This is a genomic window from Pseudomonas sp. NS1(2017), assembly GCF_002269425.1.
Taxonomy (GTDB): domain Bacteria; phylum Pseudomonadota; class Gammaproteobacteria; order Pseudomonadales; family Pseudomonadaceae; genus Aquipseudomonas; species Aquipseudomonas reactans.
Genome location: NZ_CP022960.1, coordinates 2,735,042 through 2,754,774, shown reverse-complemented (window position 1 = coordinate 2,754,774; position 19,733 = coordinate 2,735,042). Strand labels below are relative to the sequence as shown.

Here is a 19,733-nt window from a genome sequence, read left to right as displayed (position 1 = left end):
GGGCACACCGAGCCTAGGCGAGGTGCCGAGTGTTGGGGCGAAGCGTTTTTGGTTACTTTTTGCGCTCTTCAAAAAGTGACCCGCTGTAAGAGCGGAACCAATCGCAGCCGTTACCGCAGCAACGGATATGTCCCCAAAAACGCCCTACTCAATCCCCACCTGATTCCGCCCATTATGCTTAGCCGTATACAACCCCTTATCCGCCGCCAAGATCACCTGCCGGCAATCCGTCCCCTGCTGCGGCGTCATGGTCGACAGCCCGATACTGATAGTCAGACTCGACCCCTCAGTCGGCGCGTTATGCGGAATCTTCAGCGCCGCCACCGCCATGCGCAGCTTCTCGGCCACCAACCGCGCCCCGCCCGGCGAGGTATTAGGCAGCACCAGGGCAAACTCCTCACCCCCATAGCGCGCCGGCAAATCCGAAGGCCGACTGCTCGCCTCACGAATGGCCGCCGCCACCTTGCGCAACGCCTCATCCCCTTCAACATGCCCAAAGCTGTCGTTATAGGTCTTGAAGAAATCCACATCAATCATCAACAACGACAACTGAGTCTGATCACGCATGGCCCGACGCCACTCCAGCTCCAGGTATTCATCAAAGTGACGACGGTTGGACAACCCGGTCAGGCCATCGGAGTTCATCAGCCGTTGCAGTACCAGGTTGGTGTCCAGCAACTGCTGCTGGCTGACCCGCAGCGCACGATAAGCCGCATCCCGCTGCAACAGGGTCATGTAGGACCGCGAGTGATAGCGAATACGCGCCACCAATTCGATGTTATCCGGCAGCTTGACCAGATAATCATTGGCCCCGGCAGAGAACGCCGCGCTCTTGATCAGCGGATCTTCTTTGGTGGACAGCACGATAATCGGGATATTCGCAGTGGCCGGGTGATTGCGGTATTCACGCACCAGGGTCAGGCCATCAAGGCCGGGCATCACCAGATCCTGCAGGATGACCGTCGGCTTGATGCGGATCGCCTGGGCAATCGCCTGGTGCGGGTCGGCACAGAAGTGGAAGTCGATATTTTCTTCATGGGCCAGGCCACGCCGCACGGCTTCACCGATCATGGCCTGGTCGTCGACCAGCAACACCATGGCGGCATTTTCGTCGGTCTTGATGTCGTCGATCTGTAAATCATTCATGTGCAGTCACCTGAATTACTACCTGCCAGCCAGCACCGCGAGAAGTCTTGTTCATTTTGCAAAGACCTCCAGCAATCGGGGTGCAATTCTATCCAGTGGGCGAATTTCAACAGCAGCATCAATTGCCGCCGCCGCTTTGGGCATGCCATACACCGCCGAGCTTTGCTGATCCTGGGCGATGGTCAAATAACCTTGTTCACGCAGCAACTTGAGGCCCTGAGCCCCGTCGCGCCCCATGCCGGTCAGCAATACGCCGACCGCATCGCCATTCCAGTGGCTGGCCACGCTTTCGAAAAACACGTCGATCGAAGGCCGGTAGATCTCGTTCACCGGCTCAGCTGTATAGGCTAGCGTGCCATTTTTCAACAGACGAATGTGGTGATTGGTGCCGGCCAGCAGCACCACGCCGCTTTGCGGGGGTTCGCCTTCACGGGCCAGGCGCACCGGCAGGCCGGAGGCGCTGCCCAGCCACTCGGCCATGCCGGCAGCGAACACCTGATCCACATGCTGCACCAGCACAATGGCGGCGGGAAAGTCCCGGGGCAAGCCCTTGAGCAGGATTTCCAGGGCCGCCGGACCACCGGCCGACGAACCGATCGCCACCAGGCTCTGGCGTTTACCGGTGATTCGCGGCGCAACGGTTTCAGCACGTACGCGGCTACCGCGTTGGCCGATCAACCAGCCAATGTTGAGGATCTTGCGCAACAGCGGCGCCGCCGCATCCTTGGGGTTGCCCACGCCCAGGGGCGGCGTGTCCACCACGTCCAGGGCGCCGTGCCCCATGGCTTCGAACACCCGGCTCACGTTGGCCTGGCGGTCGACCGTCACGATGACGATAGCGCACGGGGTCTGCGCCATGATCCGTCGCGTGGCCTCCACGCCATCCATTACCGGCATGATCAAGTCCATCAGGATCAGGTCCGGCGTCAGTTCGGCACACTGCTGCACCGCCTCCAGGCCATTGGCAGCCACCCAGACGACTTGATGCGCAGGCTCGAAGCTCAAGGCGCGGCGCAAGGCTTCCACCGCCAGGGGCATGTCATTGACGATCGCAATCCTCATGCCCGCGCGCCTCCGATCAGTTCCACCACGGCGTCCAGCAGGGCGTCATCGTGGAAACTGGCTTTGGCTAAATAATAGTCGGCGCCGGCGTCCAGTCCACGACGTCGGTCTTCTTCGCGATCCTTGTAGGACACCACCATCACCGGCAACGATTGCAGGCGACTGTCACGGCGCAAGAGTGTGACCAATTCAATACCGTCCATACGAGGCATATCAATATCAGTGATCAACAGGTCAAAGTCTTCGGAGCGCAAGGCGTTCCAACCGTCCATGCCATCGACCGCCACGGCCACTTCATAACCACGATTGAGTAACAATTTGCGTTGCAGTTCACGCACGGTCAGCGAGTCATCCACTACCAGCACCCGTTTACGCGGTGCCTCAGTGGCCTGCTGGCTGCGCCGCGCGATACGCTCCAGGCGACCGGTGTTGAGCAGTTTGTCCACCGAGCGCAGCATGTCTTCGACATCGACGATCAACACCACCGAGCCGTCATCGAGCAACGCGCCTGCGGAAATGTCCTGGACTTTGCCCAGACGATCATCCAGCGGCAGCACCACCAGCGTACGCTCGCCGATAAAACGCTCCACGGCAATCCCATACACGGCATCGCGCTCGCGGATCACCACGACCTTCAAGGTGTCCGACGGACTCTGCCCTGCCGGCCTCTGCAGCAACTGGCTCGCGGCGACCAGGCCGACATGCCGGCCTTCGTGCCAGAAATGCTGGCGACCTTCCAGTTGCACGATATCGTCCGGCGCCAGGTCGCACATGCGCTCGATGTGAGCCAGCGGGAACGCGTAGGCTTCTTCGCCGACCTCCACCACCAGGCTGCGCACCACCGACAAGGTCAATGGCACTTCCAGGTGGAAACGACTGCCCTGCCCCGCCGTCTGCTCCAGCACCACCGCGCCGCGCAGTTGGCGCACCATATGCTGCACCGCGTCCAGGCCGACGCCGCGCCCTGACACTTCGGTGACCTTGTCGCGCAGGCTGAACCCTGGCAGGAACAGGAACGTCAGCAACTCTTCTTCGCTCAGGCGCAGGGCGGTTTCCAGCGGCGACAGATGCCGGTCGACGATGGTACCGCGCAGGCGTTCCAGGTCGACGCCATTGCCGTCGTCACTCAATTCCAGCACCAACAAACCGGCCTGGTGGGACGCGCGCAAGCGGATCAGGCCTTCAGCCGGCTTGCCTGCGAGCAGGCGTTGCTCGGGCATTTCGATGCCGTGGTCCACGGCATTGCGCAACAGATGGGTGAGCGGCGCTTCAAGTTTTTCCAGCACGTCGCGGTCGACCTGGGTCTTTTCGCCCTCGATCTCCAGGCGCACCTGTTTGCCGAGGCTGCGGCCAAGGTCGCGAACCATGCGCACCTGCCCGGCCAGGACATCGGCAAACGGGCGCATGCGGCAGGCCAGCGCCGTGTCATACAGCACCTGGGCGCGCTGCCCGGCCTGCCAGCCGAACTCATCCAGCTCGGCGGTTTTTTCCGCCAGCAGGGCCTGGGCTTCGCTGAGCAGGCGGCGGGTGTCAGCCAGTGCTTCCTGGGCTTCCAGGTTCAGATTTTGGGTCTTGAGTTGCCCGTCCAGCGTATCCAGAGCCCGCACGCTCTGGCTTTGAATACGTTTGAGGCGTTGCAGGCTGGCCAAATACGGCTTGAGCCGCTGGGTTTCCACCAGGGACTTGCTCGACAGGTCGAGCAGGCTGTTCAAGCGCTCAGCGGTTACCCGCAGCACGCGCTCGCCGCCTTCGGTCATGCGTTTGTTCTGCCGCGGCGGCTCAGCAGCCACTGGCGGTGCGGGCTCGGGCTCCGGCGGCAGCTCTTCAACGACAGCCGCCGGTTCTGGTGGCGGCGGCGCAGGCTTGACCGGCGCCTGCGACGGATCCAACAGGCGCTCCATCAGCGCCACATAGGCTTCGATATCCGCCGGCCCCACGTCATTGCCGGGCGTAGCGATGCGCATCAACAGGTCGGTGCCTTGCAGCAACGCATCAATATGTTCGGGTTGCAGGTACAGGCGGCTTTCCTGGGCGCTGACCAGGCAATCTTCCATCACATGGGAGACGCTGACCCCGGCGTCTACCCCGACGATACGCGCCGCGCCCTTGAGCGAGTGCGCAGCGCGCATGCAAGCCTCAAGCTGGTCGGCCTGGGTCGGGTTGCGTTCCAGGGCCAGCAGGCCCGCGCTCAGGACCTGGGTCTGCGCATCGGCTTCCAGGCTGAACAGTTCCAGCAGCGAGGCATCGCGCATCTGGTCGGGGGTCATGTGAGGCTCCGGGTCACGGCGGACAACAATTGCGCCTCGTCCAGCCACCGCAGGCTGCGGCCTTTCCACTGCAACACGCCTTGGGTGTAGCGCGCGCTGGCCTGGGTGCCGGAGGCCGAAGCCGCCTTCAAGGTGCGCTCATCAATGGCGTGGATCCCGTCGACTTCATCCACCGGCACCACCACCGGGCCATCCTGCGCGGCGATGATCAGCATGCGCGGCATGATGCGGCCACCGCTGGCGCCGTTGCTGGTGACGTCCAGGCCGAGCAGTTCCACCAGCGAAAGGCATGCCACCAGCGCACCCCGCACATTGGCCACGCCGAGCAAGGCGCGCGAGCGTTGGTGCGGCAGGGAATGAATCGGTTGCAACGGCGCGACTTCCACCAGGCAACGGGTGGCTATGCCCAGCCACTCTTCGCCGAGACGGAACATCAGCAATGAGCGGGTGACCACATCTTCGCCGAGCTCGACAGCGGCATGCGGGCGATGCGTGTCTTGCTGCAAGGCGTAGCGGTCCAGCAACCGCGTGGCTGCTGCCGAGTACACCGAGCAGTTGCGGCAATGGATATGGTCCGCCAGCAACGGGCAGGATTTGTCGCCATGGATGCCGATGCGGTTCCAGCAGTCGTCGATGGCTTGGGTGTCGGCCAAGGTCAGGTCCAGGCCGGCGGTGTCGAGCGCCTCGGTGTTACTCATCGTTTGGACTCACTGTCAGCTCGCTCGCTACGGGCGGCCCGCGCCTGCAGGCGGCGCGCTCCCGCACTGTCGCCCTGGGATTCGAGCAACGCGGCCAGGTGCATCAAGGCCTGCGGGTGCTGGGGTTCCAGGTACAAGGCTTTTCGATAATAACCCTGGGCTTCCAGGGCGCTGCCGGCCACGTCGCTGAGCAGCCCGAGCCAGTAGAACACCTGGGCGGCCGGCGGGTGGTTGCTCAAATACTGCTCGCACGCGGCGCGGGCTTCGGCACTCTTGCCTTCATTGGCCAGGGTGGCGATGCGACTGAGCAGGTCACCCGCATCGGTGTGCGGCGCCTTGATCGGCACCACCTGGGCGCTGACCGTGCTGAACGGCCGTGGCTTACTTGGAATCGGCGCCGCACTGCGTTGCGGGATGGGCGCGGCGATCGGCACAAACACGGGCGCTGGTGTTACCGGTTCGGCATGCCGACTGAAGGCAAACGACTGCGGCACCCCAATCGAACGCATGCCGTGACGCCCCAACAGGCTGCCCTCAGCCGGGCCGATAAACAGCACGCCGTCCACATGGGTCAGGCCCTTGAGCACGTCGAACACTTGCTTCTGGGTCGGCTGGTCGAAGTAGATCAGCAGGTTGCGGCAGAACACGAAATCGTAGCTCGCTTCATTGGCCAGCAAGCCCGGATCGAGCAGGTTGCCCACTTGCAGGCGCACCTGCTCGCGTACTCGGTCGGCAATGTGGTAACCATCGCCATACTCGGTGAAATGGCGGTCGCGAAACGCGATATCGCCCCCACGAAACGAGTTCCTGCCATATACCCCGCGCCGTGCGCGTTCCACCGACAGCGGGCTGACATCCAGGCCCAGCACCTTGAACTGGTGCGGCGCGAGGCCTGCGTCCAGCAAGGCCATGGCAATCGAATAAGGTTCTTCACCGGTGGAGCACGGCAGGCTGAGGATGCGCAGGGCGCGCATCTGCTTGATTTCGATCAGGCGCGCCTTGGCCAGGCGGGCCAGAGTCGCGAACGATTCGGGGTAACGGAAAAACCAGGTTTCCGGGACGATCACCGCTTCGATCAGTGCCTGCTGCTCATCCTCGGAACTTTGCAAGTGCTGCCAGTACTCGCCGGCCGTTTGCGCATTGACGGCCTGGCTGCGCTGGCGCACCGCGCGTTCGATGATGGCTTCGCCCACCGAGGCGACATCCAGGCCGATGCGCTCTTTAAGGAAGGCAAAGAAACGCGGATCGCTGCTCATAGGCTCAGCTCGGCAGAAAACAGTACGGCGCGCACCTCATCGGTGAGCAGGTCATTCACGCCGATCCATTGCATCAAGCCCAACGCATCTTCGCGCACCGGCCCCAGGTACGGCGCCTGGCGATTGTCGAGGCCATAGGGCTGAAACTCCGTCGGATCACAACGCAACGTATCGGTGGCCTGCTCCAGGATCAGTCCCAGCCAGCGTGCCTCGATCCAGGGCTCGGGCTGGTAATTGACCAGCACCAGCCGCGTGCTGGTGCGCGCCTGGGCGGCGGTGCCGAAGGTCAAGGCACTGAGGTCGATTACGGGCACCAGCGCGCCACGGTGGGCAAAAATGCCTGCCACCCACAGCGGCGCATGGGCGATGGGTTTCAACGGCAGACGCGGCAGCACCTCGGCCACTTCGGTGGCCTTGAGGGCGTAACGTTCGCTGCCGATGCGGAACACCAGGAACAACGCCTTTTTCGCTGCCGGGACGGCACCGCGTTTAGCCGCGAGGTCGCTCATCAGACTTTGAAACGCGACACGCCGCTGCGCAGACCGACCGCCACCTGGCTCAGCTCATCAATGGCAAAGCTGGCCTGGCGCAGGGACTCGACGGTCTGGCTGCTGGCATCGCCCAGTTGCACCAGGGCGTGGTTGATCTGCTCGGCGCCGGTGGCCTGGGCCTGCATACCTTCGTTGACCATCAACACGCGCGGCGCCAGGGCCTGCACCTGATGGATGATCTGCGACAACTGCTCGCCGACTTGCTGCACTTCAAACATGCCCCGACGTACTTCCTCGGAAAACTTGTCCATGCCCATCACGCCGGCGGACACCGCCGACTGGATCTCGCGCACCATCTGCTCGATGTCGTAGGTGGCCACGGCAGTCTGGTCGGCCAGGCGCCGCACTTCAGTGGCGACCACGGCAAAACCGCGACCGTATTCACCGGCCTTTTCGGCCTCGATCGCGGCGTTGAGCGACAGCAGGTTGGTCTGGTCGGCGACCTTGACGATGGTCACCACCACTTGGTTGATGTTGCCGGCCTTCTCATTGAGGATTGCCAGCTTGGCGTTGACCAGATCGGCCGCGCCCATCACCGAGTGCATGGTTTCTTCCATACGCGCCAGGCCTTGCTGGCCGGAACCGGCAGCCACCGAGGCCTGGTCGGCGGCGGTGGAGACTTCAGTCATGGTGCGCACCAGGTCCTTGGACGTGGCGGCGATTTCGCGGGAGGTGGCACCGATTTCGGTGGTAGTCGCAGCCGTTTCAGTGGCGGTGGCCTGTTGCTGCTTGGACGTGGCGGCAATCTCGGTGACCGAGGTAGTAACCTGCACCGAAGAACGCTGGGCCTGGGACACCAGGGCGGTCAGCTCGGTCATCATGTCGTTGAAGCCGGTTTCGACGGCGCCGAACTCATCCTTGCGCTCCAGGTTCAAGCGCTTGCTCAGGTCGCCATCGCGCATGGTTTCGAGGATGTCGACGATGCGCTGCATCGGCGCCATGATCGCGCGCATCAGCAAAAGACCGCACAGGCCGGCGGCGAGGATGGCGACGACCAACGACACAAACATGCTGATTTTCGCGGCGGAAACCGCATCATCGATTGCGTTGGTCGCACGGTCGGCGACGTTCTTGTTCTCGGTGATGATGTCGTTGAGCTTCATGCGGCCTGCGGTCCAGGTCGGCGTCAACTGCGTATCGAACTCTTTGCGTGCGGCCGTCAGGTCACCGCGCTGCAGGCTGTCGAGCACCGTGGACAGGCTCTTGTTGTAGGCCTGGTGCAGGGCTTCGAATTTGTCGAACTCGGAACGGTCTTCACTGCCGGCAATGGTTTTATCGTAGTTGTTCATCTGCTGCAGGATGCGCGCTTCAAAGGACTTGAATTCCGCCCGATCAGCGTCACTCAGCTGCTTGTTCTCACGCAGGCCCAGCAATTCCAGGGTCTGCAGGTAGCTGTCGACCCACGCGCTGCGAATCATGGAACTGAGATAGACACCCGGCACCGCATCATCGCGCACCGCGACTTCGCTGGTTTCGATCTTCAGCAACCGTGAATAGGAGACCACAACCATTAACAGCATGATGGCGATAATGACCGCAAAGCTTGCCAAGATCCGTTGGCGCAAGGTCCAGTTCTTCACAGTAATTCCTCGAAGGGCCGATCAAATGCGGGGGAGTATAGCTGAGCAGAAGCCCTCATTTATCAACGGGTTTTGATGTAGCGCTCACAGAATGCAAAAACACCCCGGGCCTTGAAGGCATCCGGGGTGTTTTCGATAAAGCGATAGGGTCAGAGTGAAGCCTGGCGCACCTGTTTTTCCAGCTCCAGTTTCAAGCCAGGCTCCAGTTTCAGTTGGCGCGCCAGTTCATCGAGGTAGGCCTTCTCCATGAAGTTTTCCTCGTCCACCAGCATCACGCTGGCGATGTACATCTCGGCGGCCATTTCCGGCGTGCCGGCCGCCCGCGCCACGTCAGCCGGGTCCAGGGGCTTGTTGAGCTCGGCGTGCAGCCAGCTTTGCAGCTCGCGGTCGTTGTCCAGCTTGGTGAATTCGCCTTCGATCAATTCGCGCTCGCGCTCGTCTACATGGCCGTCGGCCTTGGCGGCGGCGACCAGCGCCTTGAGAATGCCTTGGCTGTGTAGCTCAACCTGGGCCGGTGGCAGGCGGTCAATGGTCTGCGGCTCACCTTTCGGGGCGTTGGCCTGTTGCGCCTGCCAGTTGCCATAGGCTTTGTAGGCAATGACGCCCAACGCCGCCAGACCGCCGTAGGTCAGGGCCTTGCCGCCGAATTTGCGGGCTTTTTTATTACCCAGCAGCAGGCCCATGGCGCCGGCTGCCAGGGCGCCGCCACCTGCGCCACCGAGCAGGCTGCCCAGACCGCCTCCGCCGAGCAAACCGCCCAGTGCACCTTTGTCGTCCTGCTTACGCTGGCCGCCAGCCTTGTTTTGCAACATGTCCTGGCCAGACTTGAGCAACTGATCGAGCAATCCACGGGTATTCATTCGTAGCCTCCAGACACTAGGGTTCATAGGACCAATAGGCTCCCAGCGTAAAACTAAGTGCCAAAAAGCCTCGATCTAGAGTGCTTCCAGATGTAACGCGGCCGCCCTTCGCTTAAATCGATATACACTCGAAAAAATCTATAAAAACACCCCACTGGTAATTCCAGCATGATGACCTTGCGTCAAATCCGGCATTTTATCGCCGTGGCCGAGACCGGTTCGATCTCCGCTGCTGCGCAAACAGCGTTCATTTCCCAATCGACCCTGACCCTGGCGATCCAGCAATTGGAGCAGGAAATCGGCGTCAACCTGTTCAACCGGCACGCCAAGGGCATGACCCTGACCCACCAGGGCCATCAATTCCTGCGCCAGGCGCACCTGATCCTCGCCACTGTCGACAACGCCAAGCGCAGCCTGCAACAGAGCACCGACCAGGTCGCCGGGCAGTTGATCATCGGCGTGACGAGCCTGGTGGCTGGCTATTACCTCGCGGATTTGTTGACGCGATTCCAGCGCGCCTACCCCAATGTGGAAATCCGCGTGATGGAGGATGAACGCCCGTATATCGAACATTTGCTGGTCAGCGGCGAAATCGATGTGGGCGTGCTGATCCTTTCCAACCTCGAAGACCGCCACGCCTTGCAGACCGAAGTCCTCACCCACTCCCCGCACCGCTTGTGGCTACCGGCACAACATCCACTGCTGGAACACGACAGCATTAACTTGGCCGATGTGGCGCGTGAACCGCTGATCCAGCTGAACGTCGACGAAATGGGCCACAACGCCCAGCGCATGTGGACCGGCGCAGGCCTGCAACCGCGTGTGACCTTGCGAACCGCTTCCACCGAAGCCGTGCGAAGCCTGGTGGCGGCGGGCCTCGGCGTGTCGATCCAGCCGGACATGACCTACCGGCCCTGGTCACTTGAAGGCGACATCATTGAAGCCCGGCCGATTGCCGACCTCAGCCAGACCCTCGACGTCGGCCTAGCCTGGCGCCGCGGCACCGCACGGCCGGCGCTGGTCGACCCGTTCCTGACCGTCGCCCGTGAACAGCCCCACCCGCGCAAGCCATCTATTTAATCGAATGCTGCATTCAGTATTTAGTATTTGTTGACCTCGCGCCTGACCTCTAGTCTCTGTTCATCCCATAAGAGAAGGTCAGGCGCCTTGTAAGAGAACGCCCATGGCCACACAAGAAAAGAGATCGCGAAAAATGTCCGGCGCGCCCACCCCGCTGCTCACTGCGTTGCTGATCGACGGCGAACTGGTCCAAGGCCAGGGGTTTGCCGAGCCGATCCTCAACCCGGCCACCGGTGAAGTGCTCACCCAGATCGCCGAAGCCAGCACCGAACAAGTGGAAACTGCGATCCTCGCCGCCCACCGCGCCTTCGCCGGCTGGTCGCGAACTACGCCACAGCAGCGTTCGAACATCCTGCTCGGCATTGCCGACGCCATCGAAAAACAAGCTGACTACCTTGCCCGCCTGGAAGCCCTGAACTGCGGCAAGCCGTTGCACTTGGCGCGTCAGGATGACTTGAGCGCCACCGTCGATGTATTCCGTTTCTTCGCTGGCGCTGTGCGTTGCCAGACCGGGCAGTTGAGCGGCGAATATCTGCCGGGCTACACCAGCATGGTGCGTCGCGATCCGATTGGCGTGGTGGCATCCATCGCGCCGTGGAACTACCCGCTGATGATGGCCGCGTGGAAAATCGCTCCGGCTCTGGCCGCTGGTAATACCTTGGTGTTCAAACCATCGGAACACACACCGCTGTCAATCCTGGCCCTGGCCCCGGCGCTTAAAGAGCTGTTGCCACGCGGCGTGATCAACATTCTGTGTGGCGGCGGCGAAGGCGTCGGCAGTCACTTGGTCAGCCACCCCAAGGTGCGCATGGTCTCGCTGACCGGCGATATCGTCACCGGGCAGAAAATCCTGCAAGCCGCCTCCAAAACCCTTAAGCGCACGCACCTGGAACTGGGCGGCAAGGCGCCGGTGATCGTGTGCAACGACGCTGACCTGCAAGCCGTGGTCGAGGGCGTGCGCGCCTATGGCTATTACAACGCCGGCCAGGACTGCACCGCCGCGTGCCGCATCTACGCCCAGGCCGGTATCCACGACAAACTGGTGGCTGAGCTGGGCGCGGCGGTCAGCAGCCTGCGTTTTGCCGGCAAGCGCGATGCCGACAATGAGCTCGGCCCGCTGATCAGCACGCGTCAGCGCGACCGCGTCGCCAGTTTTGTCGAACGCGCCCTCGGCCAGCCGCATATCGAACGCATCACCGGCGCCGCCGTGCATTCCGGCGCCGGCTTCTATTACCAACCCACCCTGCTCGCCGGCTGTAAACAGAACGATGAAATCGTGCAGCGCGAGGTGTTCGGCCCGGTGGTCACCGTGACCCGCTTCGACGAGCTGGAGCAGGCGGTGGACTGGGCCAACGACTCCGAATACGGCCTGGCCTCCTCGGTGTGGACCCAGAACCTGGACAAGGCCATGCAGGTGGCGGCGCGCCTGCAATACGGCTGCACCTGGATCAACAGCCATTTCATGCTGGTCAGCGAAATGCCCCACGGCGGCTTGAAGCGCTCGGGGTATGGGAAGGATCTGTCCAGCGATTCGCTGCAGGACTACAGCGTGGTGCGCCACATCATGGCGCGCCACGGTCAGCATCTTTAAAACAACAACTAAGCTGTTGCGTTACCGGCTTCAAACACTGCCCCGACCATAATTAAAGAAGAGGGAACCCCCATGTCTGCGCACAAGACCGCACTGCTCAGTGCCCTGACTACCGCGCTGCTGGCCAGCGCCAGCCTCCAGGCCGCCGAACCACTCAAAGCGGTGGGCGCCGGAGAAGGCCAGTTGGATATCGTCGCCTGGCCCGGTTATATCGAGCGTGGCGAAAGCGACAAGGCCTACGACTGGGTCACCGGTTTCGAGAAGGAAACCGGCTGCAAGGTCAACGTGAAAACCGCCGCCACCTCTGACGAAATGGTCAGTTTGATGGCCAAAGGCGGGTATGACCTGGTCACCGCGTCGGGCGATGCGTCGTTGCGGCTGATCGTCGGCAAACGTGTGCAGCCGATCAACACCTCGCTGATCCCCAACTGGAAGAACATCGACCCACGCCTGAAAGATGCGCCGTGGTATGTAGTCGGCCAGCAAACCTACGGCACCCCGTACCAGTGGGGCCCGAACGTGTTGATGTACAACACCAACGTGTTCAAGACCGCGCCCACCAGCTGGAACGTGCTGTTCGACGCGCAAAACCTGCCGGACGGCAAGCCGAACAAAGGCCGTGTGCAGGCGTATGACGGCCCGATCTACATTGCCGATGCGGCGCTGTACCTCAAGTCGACCAAGCCGGAATTGGGCATCCAGAACCCCTATGAACTGACCGAAACCCAGTACAAGGCCGTGCTCGAACTGCTGCGTGCGCAACAGCCGCTGATCCACCGCTACTGGCACGACACCACCGTGCAAATGAGTGACTTCAAGAATGAAGGCGTGGTGGCTTCCAGCGCCTGGCCGTATCAGGTCAACGGCCTGCAGAACGAGAAACAGCCGATTGCCTCGACCATTCCAAAGGAAGGCGCCACCGGCTGGGCCGACACCACCATGTTGCACACCGAGGCCAAGCACCCGAACTGCGCCTACAAATGGATGGACTGGTCGCTGCAGCCGAAGGTCCAGGGCGACGTTGCCGCCTGGTTCGGTTCGCTGCCAGCAGTGCCTGCGGCGTGCAAGGAAAGCGAGTTGCTCGGCGCCGAAGGTTGCAAGACCAACGGGTTCGATCAGTTCGACAAGATCGCCTTCTGGAAAACCCCGCAGGCTGAAGGCGGCAAGTTCGTGCCGTACAGCCGCTGGACCCAGGATTACATTGCGATCATGGGCGGCCGCTAGCTCCTGAACTGAAAGAGATCCCTGTGGGAGCTGGCTTGCCTGCGATGGCATCACCTCGGTGCAACAGACACACTGAGGCGCCTGCATCGCGGGCAAGCCCGGCTCCCACAGAAAAGCTCCCACATTTCATTTGCGTTCACAGATTCCCAGATTTTTCAGAAGTCCAGGCCGGGCCGCTGCGACGACCCGCGCCTTTTTGGAGCACCGCACCATGACGCTTGCAGTCCAATTCACCCACGTTTCCCGTCAATTCGGCGAAGTGAAAGCCGTTGACCGGGTTTCCATCGATATCCAGGACGGCGAGTTCTTTTCCATGCTCGGCCCTTCCGGCTCGGGCAAGACCACCTGCCTGCGCCTGATCGCCGGGTTTGAGCAGCCGAGCGCAGGCTCGATCCGTATCCATGGCGAGGAAGCCGCCGGCTTGCCGCCGTATCAGCGCGATGTGAACACCGTGTTCCAGGATTACGCGCTGTTCCCCCATATGAACGTGCGCGACAACGTGGCCTACGGCCTCAAGGTCAAGGGCGTGGGCAAGGCGGAACGCCTGAACCGCGCCGAAGAGGCGCTGGCCATGGTCGCCCTCGGCGGCTACGGCGACCGCAAGCCGGTGCAACTCTCCGGCGGCCAACGTCAACGGGTCGCCCTGGCCCGCGCCTTGGTCAATCGTCCACGGGTATTGCTGCTGGATGAACCCTTGGGCGCCCTCGACCTCAAGCTGCGCGAGCAGATGCAAAGCGAGCTGAAGAAGCTGCAACGCCAGTTGGGCATCACCTTTATCTTCGTGACCCACGACCAGACCGAAGCGTTGTCGATGTCCGACCGCGTAGCCGTGTTCAACAAAGGCCGCATCGAGCAGGTCGACACCCCGCGCAACCTCTATATGAAACCCGCCACGTCGTTCGTCGCCGAGTTCGTCGGCACCTCCAACGTGATTCGTGGCGAGCTGGCCCAGCGCCTCAGCGGCAATGCGCAACCCTTCTCGATCCGCCCGGAACATGTGCGCTTTGCCGAAGGCCCGCTGGGCGCTGGCGAAGTGGAAATCAGCGGCTTGCTCCACGATATCCAGTACCAGGGCAGCGCCACCCGCTATGAATTGAAGCTGGAAAACGGCCAGCCCCTGAACATCAGCCGTGCCAACAACCAATGGCTGGACACTACTGCCGGCCATCAAGTCGGCCAGACCCTCACCGCGCGCTGGGCCCGTGAAGCCATGGTGCCGCTGACCGACATCGCAGGCGAGGTGTGACATGAGCCTGGCCCTTTCCCAACCGCCGATGCGCAGGTTTTCCAACCTGCTGTACCGCAAGCCCAACCTCTACCTGGCGATGCTGCTGGTGCCGCCGCTGATCTGGTTCGGCGCGATCTACCTCGGTTCGCTGCTGACCCTGCTCTGGCAAGGCTTCTATACGTTTGACGATTTCACCATGGCGGTCACCCCGGACCTGACCCTGGCCAACTTCGCCGCGCTGTTCCAGTCGTCGAACTTCGACATCATCGTGCGCACCCTGAGCATGGCGATTGTGGTGTCGATCGCCAGCGCCGTCGTGGCCTTCCCGATTGCCTACTACATGGCGCGCTACACCACGGGCAAGACCAAGGCGTTCTTCTATATCGCGGTGATGATGCCGATGTGGGCCAGCTACATCGTCAAGGCGTATGCCTGGACCTTGCTGCTGGCCAAGGGCGGCGTGGCGCAGTGGTTCGTGCAGCACCTGGGTTTGGAGCCGGTGTTGCAGTTCGTGCTGGGCATTCCCGGCGTAGGCGGCAGCACCTTGAGCACCTCGCACCTGGGGCGCTTCATGGTGTTCGTCTACATCTGGCTGCCGTTCATGATCCTGCCGATCCAGGCGTCCCTGGAACGTTTGCCGCCGTCGTTGCTGCAAGCCTCGGCGGATCTTGGCGCCAAGCCGCGCCAGACCTTCATGCAGGTGATCTTGCCGCTGTCGATTCCGGGGATTGCCGCCGGTTCCATCTTCACGTTTTCGCTGACCCTAGGCGACTTCATCGTGCCGCAGCTGGTGGGCCCGCCGGGTTACTTCGTCGGCGGCATGGTCTATGCCCAGCAAGGCGCCATCGGCAACATGCCCATGGCCGCAGCGTTCACGCTGGTGCCGATCGTGCTGATCGCGGTTTACCTGTCCATCGTCAAACGCCTGGGGGCCTTCGATGCACTCTGAAAAATCTTCCATGGGTCTGAAGATCGCAGCTTGGGGTGGACTGGTTTTTCTCCACTTCCCGATCCTGATCATCTTCCTCTACGCCTTCAACACCGAAGAAGCCGCGTTCAGCTTTCCGCCACAGGGCTTTACCCTGAAGTGGTTCAGCGTTGCGTTCGCCCGGCCGGACGTGCTGGAAGCGATCAAGCTGTCGTTGCAGATTGCGGCCATCGCTACCCTGATCGCCATGGTGCTCGGCACCCTGGCCTCGGCGGCGCTGTATCGCCGTGAGTTCTTTGGCAAGCAAGGCGTGTCGTTGATGCTGATCCTGCCGATTGCGCTGCCGGGGATCATCACCGGTATCGCGTTGCTGGCGACCTTCAAGACGCTGGGTATCGAGCCGGGGATGTTCACCATCATCGTCGGCCACGCGACCTTCTGTGTGGTGATCGTCTACAACAACGTCATCGCCCGCCTGCGCCGTACCTCCCACAGTTTGATCGAAGCCTCGATGGACCTGGGCGCCGACGGCTGGCAGACCTTCCGCTACATCATCATGCCCAACCTGGGCTCGGCGCTGCTGGCCGGCGGCATGCTCGCCTTTGCGCTGTCGTTCGACGAAATCATCGTCACCACCTTCACCGCCGGCCACGAACGCACCTTGCCGTTGTGGCTGCTCAACCAACTGAGCCGCCCACGGGATGTGCCGGTGACCAACGTGGTCGCGATGCTGGTGATGCTGGTGACGATGTTCCCGATTCTCGGTGCCTATTACCTGACGCGCGGCGGTGAAAGCGTGGCCGGTAGTGGCGGTAAATAATTGTTTGAAGAGGACATGGCGATGCAAACCAAATTGCTGATTAATGGCCAACTGGTCGAGGGCGAAGGCCCGGCTCAGGCGGTATTCAACCCGGCGCTCGGCCGCGTGCTGGTGGAAATCAACGAAGCCAGCGAAGCCCAGGTCGACGCCGCCGTGCGCGCAGCCGATGTGGCTTTCGAAAGCTGGTCGCAAACCGCGCCGAAGGATCGCTCGCTGTTGCTGCTGAAACTGGCGGACGTGATCGAGGCCCACGGCGAAGAGTTGGCCAAGCTGGAGTCGGACAATTGCGGCAAGCCCTACAGCGCCGCCCTGAACGATGAAATTCCGGCGATTGCCGACGTATTCCGCTTCTTTGCCGGCGCCAGCCGTTGCATGAGCGGCTCGGCCGGCGGCGAATACCTGCCCGGCCATACCTCGATGATCCGCCGCGATCCGGTGGGTGTGATTGCTTCCATCGCACCGTGGAACTACCCGCTGATGATGGTCGCCTGGAAAATCGCCCCGGCCCTCGCCGCCGGTAATACCGTGGTGCTCAAGCCGTCGGAGCAAACCCCGTTGACCGCGCTACGCATGGTCGAATTGGCCGCTGAAATCTTCCCGGCCGGTGTGCTCAACCTGGTGTTCGGCCGTGGGCCAACCGTCGGCAGCCCGCTGGTGAACCACCCGAAAGTGCGCATGGTGTCGCTGACCGGCTCCATCGCCACGGGCGCAAACATCATCTCCAGCACCGCCGACAGCGTGAAGCGCATGCACATGGAGTTGGGTGGCAAGGCGCCAGTGATCATCTTCAACGACGCGGACATCGACGCCGCCGTGGAAGGCATTCGTACCTTTGGTTTCTACAACGCCGGTCAGGATTGCACGGCGGCCTGTCGGATTTACGCGCAAGCGGAAATCTACGAGAAGTTTGTCGAGAAGCTCGGCGCGGCGGTCGCCAGCATCCAGTATGGCTTGCAGGATGATCCGGCCACCGAGCTGGGCCCATTGATCACCGCACAGCATCGCGACCGTGTCGCCGGGTTTGTCGAACGCGCCGTGGCGCAGCCGCACATTCGCCTGGTCACCGGTGGCAAGGCCGTGGAAGGCAATGGTTTCTTCTTCGAGCCGACGGTATTGGCCGACGCCCAACAGGACGACGAAATCGTGCGCCGTGAGGTGTTCGGGCCGGTGGTCTCGGTAACCAAGTTCAACGATGAAGCGCAGGTGCTGGGCTGGGCCAATGATTCGGACTACGGCCTGGCGTCATCCGTGTGGACCGCCGATGTAGGACGCGCCCACCGCTTGGCCGCACGCCTGCAGTACGGCTGCACCTGGGTGAACACCCACTTCATGCTCGTCAGCGAAATGCCCCACGGCGGTCAGAAACTGTCCGGTTATGGCAAGGATATGTCCATGTACGGGCTGGAGGATTACACCACCGTGCGGCATGTGATGTTCAAGCACTGAGTCTCGCCCAAACGCCTTAATGCCTTACTGTAGGAGCGAGCTTGCTCGCTCCTACAGATAAAGCGTCCATAACAATAAAATTATGTAGGTTTCCATGGACATCACCCGCCGCGACTTCCTCAATGGCGTCGCCGTCACCATCGCCGCCGGCATGACCCCACTGCAACTCCTGCAAGCCGCTCCCGATGGCCGTTACTACCCACCCGCCCTCACCGGCCTGCGTGGCAGCCATGCCGGGTCGTTCGAAGTGGCGCACCAGATGGGCTGGGAAAAGAAGGTGTTCGACACCGACACGCTGCCGATCACCGAGGACTATGACCTGGTGGTCGTGGGCGGCGGCTTGAGTGGTTTGTCGGCGGCCTGGTTCTACCGCGAGAAGCACCCCAAGGCGAAAATCCTGATCCTGGAAAACCACGACGACTTCGGCGGCCACGCCAAGCGCAATGAATTCCAGGCCGGTGGCCGCATGATCATCGGCTACGGCGGCAGCGAGGCGTTCCAGTCGCCCAACCACCTCTACAGCAAGGAAGTGAACGGGCTGTTGAAAAAGCTCGGGGTCAACATCAAGCGCTTTGAAACCGCCTTCGACCGCCAGTTTTATCCGGGCCTTGGGCTGTCGCGCGGGGTGTTCTTCGACAAGGAAAACTTCGGCGAAGACAAACTGGTGACCGGCGACCCGACGCCGATGGTGGCCGACGATATTGCACCGGACCAGTTGAATGCCCGCGCCATCCGCGACTTCATCAATGACTTCCCCTTGCCAGCGGCAGACCGCCAGGCCCTGATCGAACTGCACACAGCACCCAAGGACTATCTGCCGGGCAAGACGGCCGAAGAAAAGGCCGACTACCTGGCGGCTACCAGCTACCGGGATTTCCTGCTCAAAAACGTAGGACTATCGGAAGGCGCGGTGAAGTACTTCCAGAGCCGCACCAATGACTTCATGGCGTTGAGCATCGATGCCGTGGCTTCGGCGGACGCCTACAGCGTGGGCTTCCCGGGCTTTGCAGGGATGAACCTGGCGCCGATCAGCGAAGAAGCGGCAGCGGAAATGGAAGAGCCCTACATCTACCACTTCCCGGATGGCAATGCCTCGGTCGCGCGGTTGCTGGTGCGCAGCCTGATCCCGGGCGTGGCGCCAGGGCACACCATGGACGATATCGTGCTGGCGGCGTTTGACTACGCCAAGCTCGACCAGCCCAAGGCGGCCGTGCGCTTGCGCTTGAACAGCACGGCGGTCAGCGTGCGCAACGTCGGCAACAGCGTGCATATCGGCTACAGCCGTGGTGGGCAACTCGCACAGGTGCGCGGCAAGCGCTGCATCCTGGCCTGCTACAACATGATGATCCCGTACCTGTTGAAGGATCTGCCGGCGCCGCAAGCCCAAGCCCTGAGCCAGAACGTGAAGTACCCGCTGGTGTACACCAAGGTGGTGATCCGCAATTGGCAGTCGTTCCAGAAGTTGGGCGTGCATGAGATCTACGCGGCAACCCAGCCCTACAGCCGCATCAAGCTGGACTACCCGGTGAGCATGGGCGGTTACGACCACCCGCGCGACCCGGCGCAGCCGATTGGCTTGCACATGGTCTATGTGCCCACCAGCCCCAACAGCGGCATGAACGCCCGCGACCAGGCTCGCGCCGGGCGGGGCAAGCTGTATGGGCAGACGTTCGAGCAATTGGAAGCGCAGTTGCGTGACCAGTTGCAACGCATGCTCGGGCCGGGTGGGTTCAACCATGAGACCGACATTCTGGCGATCACTGTCAACCGCTGGTCACACGGTTATGCGAGCTTCTCCAACAGCTTGTTCGACGATGCGGACCAGAGCGAGGCGTGGATGAACCTGGCGAAAAAGCCGGTGGGGCATGTGAGCATTGCCAACTCAGACGCGGCGTGGAGCGCGTATGCCCATGCCGCGATTGATGAGGCGTATCGCGCCGTAGGCGAAATCGCCTGACCCTTGTAGGAGCCGGCTTGCCGGCGATGAGGCCCTTGA

Annotated in this window: 16 protein-coding genes; 8 read left to right on the top strand and 8 right to left on the bottom strand. The window is 62.1% G+C overall.

What is annotated here, in order from left to right:
- Positions 1-144 precede the first annotated feature (144 nt).
- The 8 genes from CI807_RS13000 to CI807_RS12965 all read right to left on the bottom strand — a co-directional run bounded on the left by CI807_RS13000 (position 145) and on the right by CI807_RS12965 (position 9,420).
- Positions 145-1,146 carry a diguanylate cyclase domain-containing protein gene (locus CI807_RS13000; protein ID WP_016977907.1) on the bottom strand — a complete coding sequence of 334 codons (1,002 nt, stop codon included), beginning with the start codon at positions 1,144-1,146 and terminating at the stop codon, positions 145-147.
- 51 nt (positions 1,147-1,197) lie between these two features.
- The gene (locus CI807_RS12995; protein ID WP_016977908.1) at positions 1,198-2,208 is read right to left on the bottom strand and encodes a chemotaxis response regulator protein-glutamate methylesterase; all 1,011 of its coding nucleotides are present in this window, start codon (positions 2,206-2,208) and stop codon (positions 1,198-1,200) included.
- Complete coding sequence (locus tag CI807_RS12990) at positions 2,205-4,475, bottom strand: hybrid sensor histidine kinase/response regulator (RefSeq protein ID WP_095014930.1); 2,271 nt, start codon at positions 4,473-4,475, stop codon at positions 2,205-2,207. The genes CI807_RS12995 and CI807_RS12990 overlap by 4 nt, the downstream gene beginning before the upstream one ends.
- Positions 4,472-5,173 (bottom strand): chemotaxis protein CheW, encoded by a 702-nt coding sequence (locus tag CI807_RS12985; protein WP_095014929.1) that lies wholly within the window; start codon positions 5,171-5,173, stop codon positions 4,472-4,474. The genes CI807_RS12990 and CI807_RS12985 overlap by 4 nt, the downstream gene beginning before the upstream one ends.
- Positions 5,170-6,429 carry a protein-glutamate O-methyltransferase CheR gene (locus CI807_RS12980; protein ID WP_095014928.1) on the bottom strand — a complete coding sequence of 420 codons (1,260 nt, stop codon included), beginning with the start codon at positions 6,427-6,429 and terminating at the stop codon, positions 5,170-5,172. Before CI807_RS12980 ends, CI807_RS12985 begins: the two co-directional genes overlap by 4 nt.
- Positions 6,426-6,938 carry a chemotaxis protein CheW gene (locus CI807_RS12975; RefSeq protein ID WP_095014927.1) on the bottom strand — a complete coding sequence of 171 codons (513 nt, stop codon included), beginning with the start codon at positions 6,936-6,938 and terminating at the stop codon, positions 6,426-6,428. Before CI807_RS12975 ends, CI807_RS12980 begins: the two co-directional genes overlap by 4 nt.
- The gene (locus CI807_RS12970) at positions 6,938-8,560 is read right to left on the bottom strand and encodes a methyl-accepting chemotaxis protein (protein ID WP_095014926.1); all 1,623 of its coding nucleotides are present in this window, start codon (positions 8,558-8,560) and stop codon (positions 6,938-6,940) included. Before CI807_RS12970 ends, CI807_RS12975 begins: the two co-directional genes overlap by 1 nt.
- Before the next feature lie 149 nt (positions 8,561-8,709).
- Positions 8,710-9,420: a tellurite resistance TerB family protein gene (locus CI807_RS12965; RefSeq protein WP_028619109.1), complete on the bottom strand. Its 711-nt coding sequence runs from the start codon at positions 9,418-9,420 to the stop codon at positions 8,710-8,712.
- 168 nt (positions 9,421-9,588) lie between these two features.
- On the opposite strand from CI807_RS12965, the gene CI807_RS12960 reads away from it, so the two are divergent.
- From CI807_RS12960 to CI807_RS12925, 8 genes are all read left to right on the top strand, one after another.
- Entirely contained in the window at positions 9,589-10,500 is a 912-nt protein-coding gene (locus CI807_RS12960; RefSeq protein ID WP_003209548.1) for a LysR family transcriptional regulator, read from the top strand.
- A 133-nt stretch (positions 10,501-10,633) separates the two neighbouring features.
- Positions 10,634-12,091: a gamma-aminobutyraldehyde dehydrogenase gene (locus CI807_RS12955; RefSeq protein ID WP_177409576.1), complete on the top strand. Its 1,458-nt coding sequence runs from the start codon at positions 10,634-10,636 to the stop codon at positions 12,089-12,091.
- A 72-nt stretch (positions 12,092-12,163) separates the two neighbouring features.
- Positions 12,164-13,315, top strand: a complete 1,152-nt coding sequence (gene ydcS, locus CI807_RS12950) for a putative ABC transporter substrate-binding protein YdcS (protein ID WP_095014924.1) — start codon at positions 12,164-12,166, stop codon at positions 13,313-13,315.
- Between the two features lie 211 nt (positions 13,316-13,526).
- Complete coding sequence (locus tag CI807_RS12945) at positions 13,527-14,561, top strand: ABC transporter ATP-binding protein (protein WP_095014923.1); 1,035 nt, start codon at positions 13,527-13,529, stop codon at positions 14,559-14,561.
- Between the two features lies 1 nt (position 14,562).
- Complete coding sequence (locus CI807_RS12940) at positions 14,563-15,492, top strand: ABC transporter permease (RefSeq protein WP_095014922.1); 930 nt, start codon at positions 14,563-14,565, stop codon at positions 15,490-15,492.
- Complete coding sequence (locus tag CI807_RS12935) at positions 15,482-16,291, top strand: ABC transporter permease (protein ID WP_012722540.1); 810 nt, start codon at positions 15,482-15,484, stop codon at positions 16,289-16,291. Before CI807_RS12940 ends, CI807_RS12935 begins: the two co-directional genes overlap by 11 nt.
- Positions 16,292-16,312: 21 nt before the next feature.
- Entirely contained in the window at positions 16,313-17,737 is a 1,425-nt protein-coding gene (locus tag CI807_RS12930) for a gamma-aminobutyraldehyde dehydrogenase (protein WP_095017542.1), read from the top strand.
- A 94-nt stretch (positions 17,738-17,831) separates the two neighbouring features.
- On the top strand, positions 17,832-19,694 hold the full coding sequence (locus tag CI807_RS12925) for an FAD/NAD(P)-binding protein (protein WP_095014921.1): 1,863 nt from the start codon (positions 17,832-17,834) through the stop codon (positions 19,692-19,694).
- The last annotated feature ends 39 nt before the right edge of the window (positions 19,695-19,733 follow it).

What these genes read in the sequence shown, in the direction of transcription:
- CI807_RS12940 (WP_095014922.1), top strand. Translation starts at nt 14,563, where the DNA reads ATGAGCCTGGCCCTTTCCCAACCGCCGATGCGCAGGTTTTCCAACCTG.
- CI807_RS12995 (WP_016977908.1), bottom strand. Translation starts at nt 2,208, where the DNA reads ATGAGGATTGCGATCGTCAATGACATGCCCCTGGCGGTGGAAGCCTTG.
- CI807_RS12975 (WP_095014927.1), bottom strand. Translation starts at nt 6,938, where the DNA reads ATGAGCGACCTCGCGGCTAAACGCGGTGCCGTCCCGGCAGCGAAAAAG.
- CI807_RS12960 (WP_003209548.1), top strand. Translation starts at nt 9,589, where the DNA reads ATGATGACCTTGCGTCAAATCCGGCATTTTATCGCCGTGGCCGAGACC.
- CI807_RS13000 (WP_016977907.1), bottom strand. Translation starts at nt 1,146, where the DNA reads ATGAATGATTTACAGATCGACGACATCAAGACCGACGAAAATGCCGCC.
- CI807_RS12930 (WP_095017542.1), top strand. Translation starts at nt 16,313, where the DNA reads ATGCAAACCAAATTGCTGATTAATGGCCAACTGGTCGAGGGCGAAGGC.
- CI807_RS12985 (WP_095014929.1), bottom strand. Translation starts at nt 5,173, where the DNA reads ATGAGTAACACCGAGGCGCTCGACACCGCCGGCCTGGACCTGACCTTG.
- CI807_RS12965 (WP_028619109.1), bottom strand. Translation starts at nt 9,420, where the DNA reads ATGAATACCCGTGGATTGCTCGATCAGTTGCTCAAGTCTGGCCAGGAC.
- CI807_RS12945 (WP_095014923.1), top strand. Translation starts at nt 13,527, where the DNA reads ATGACGCTTGCAGTCCAATTCACCCACGTTTCCCGTCAATTCGGCGAA.
- ydcS (WP_095014924.1), top strand. Translation starts at nt 12,164, where the DNA reads ATGTCTGCGCACAAGACCGCACTGCTCAGTGCCCTGACTACCGCGCTG.
- CI807_RS12980 (WP_095014928.1), bottom strand. Translation starts at nt 6,429, where the DNA reads ATGAGCAGCGATCCGCGTTTCTTTGCCTTCCTTAAAGAGCGCATCGGC.
- CI807_RS12935 (WP_012722540.1), top strand. Translation starts at nt 15,482, where the DNA reads ATGCACTCTGAAAAATCTTCCATGGGTCTGAAGATCGCAGCTTGGGGT.
- CI807_RS12955 (WP_177409576.1), top strand. Translation starts at nt 10,634, where the DNA reads ATGTCCGGCGCGCCCACCCCGCTGCTCACTGCGTTGCTGATCGACGGC.
- CI807_RS12925 (WP_095014921.1), top strand. Translation starts at nt 17,832, where the DNA reads ATGGACATCACCCGCCGCGACTTCCTCAATGGCGTCGCCGTCACCATC.
- CI807_RS12990 (WP_095014930.1), bottom strand. Translation starts at nt 4,475, where the DNA reads ATGACCCCCGACCAGATGCGCGATGCCTCGCTGCTGGAACTGTTCAGC.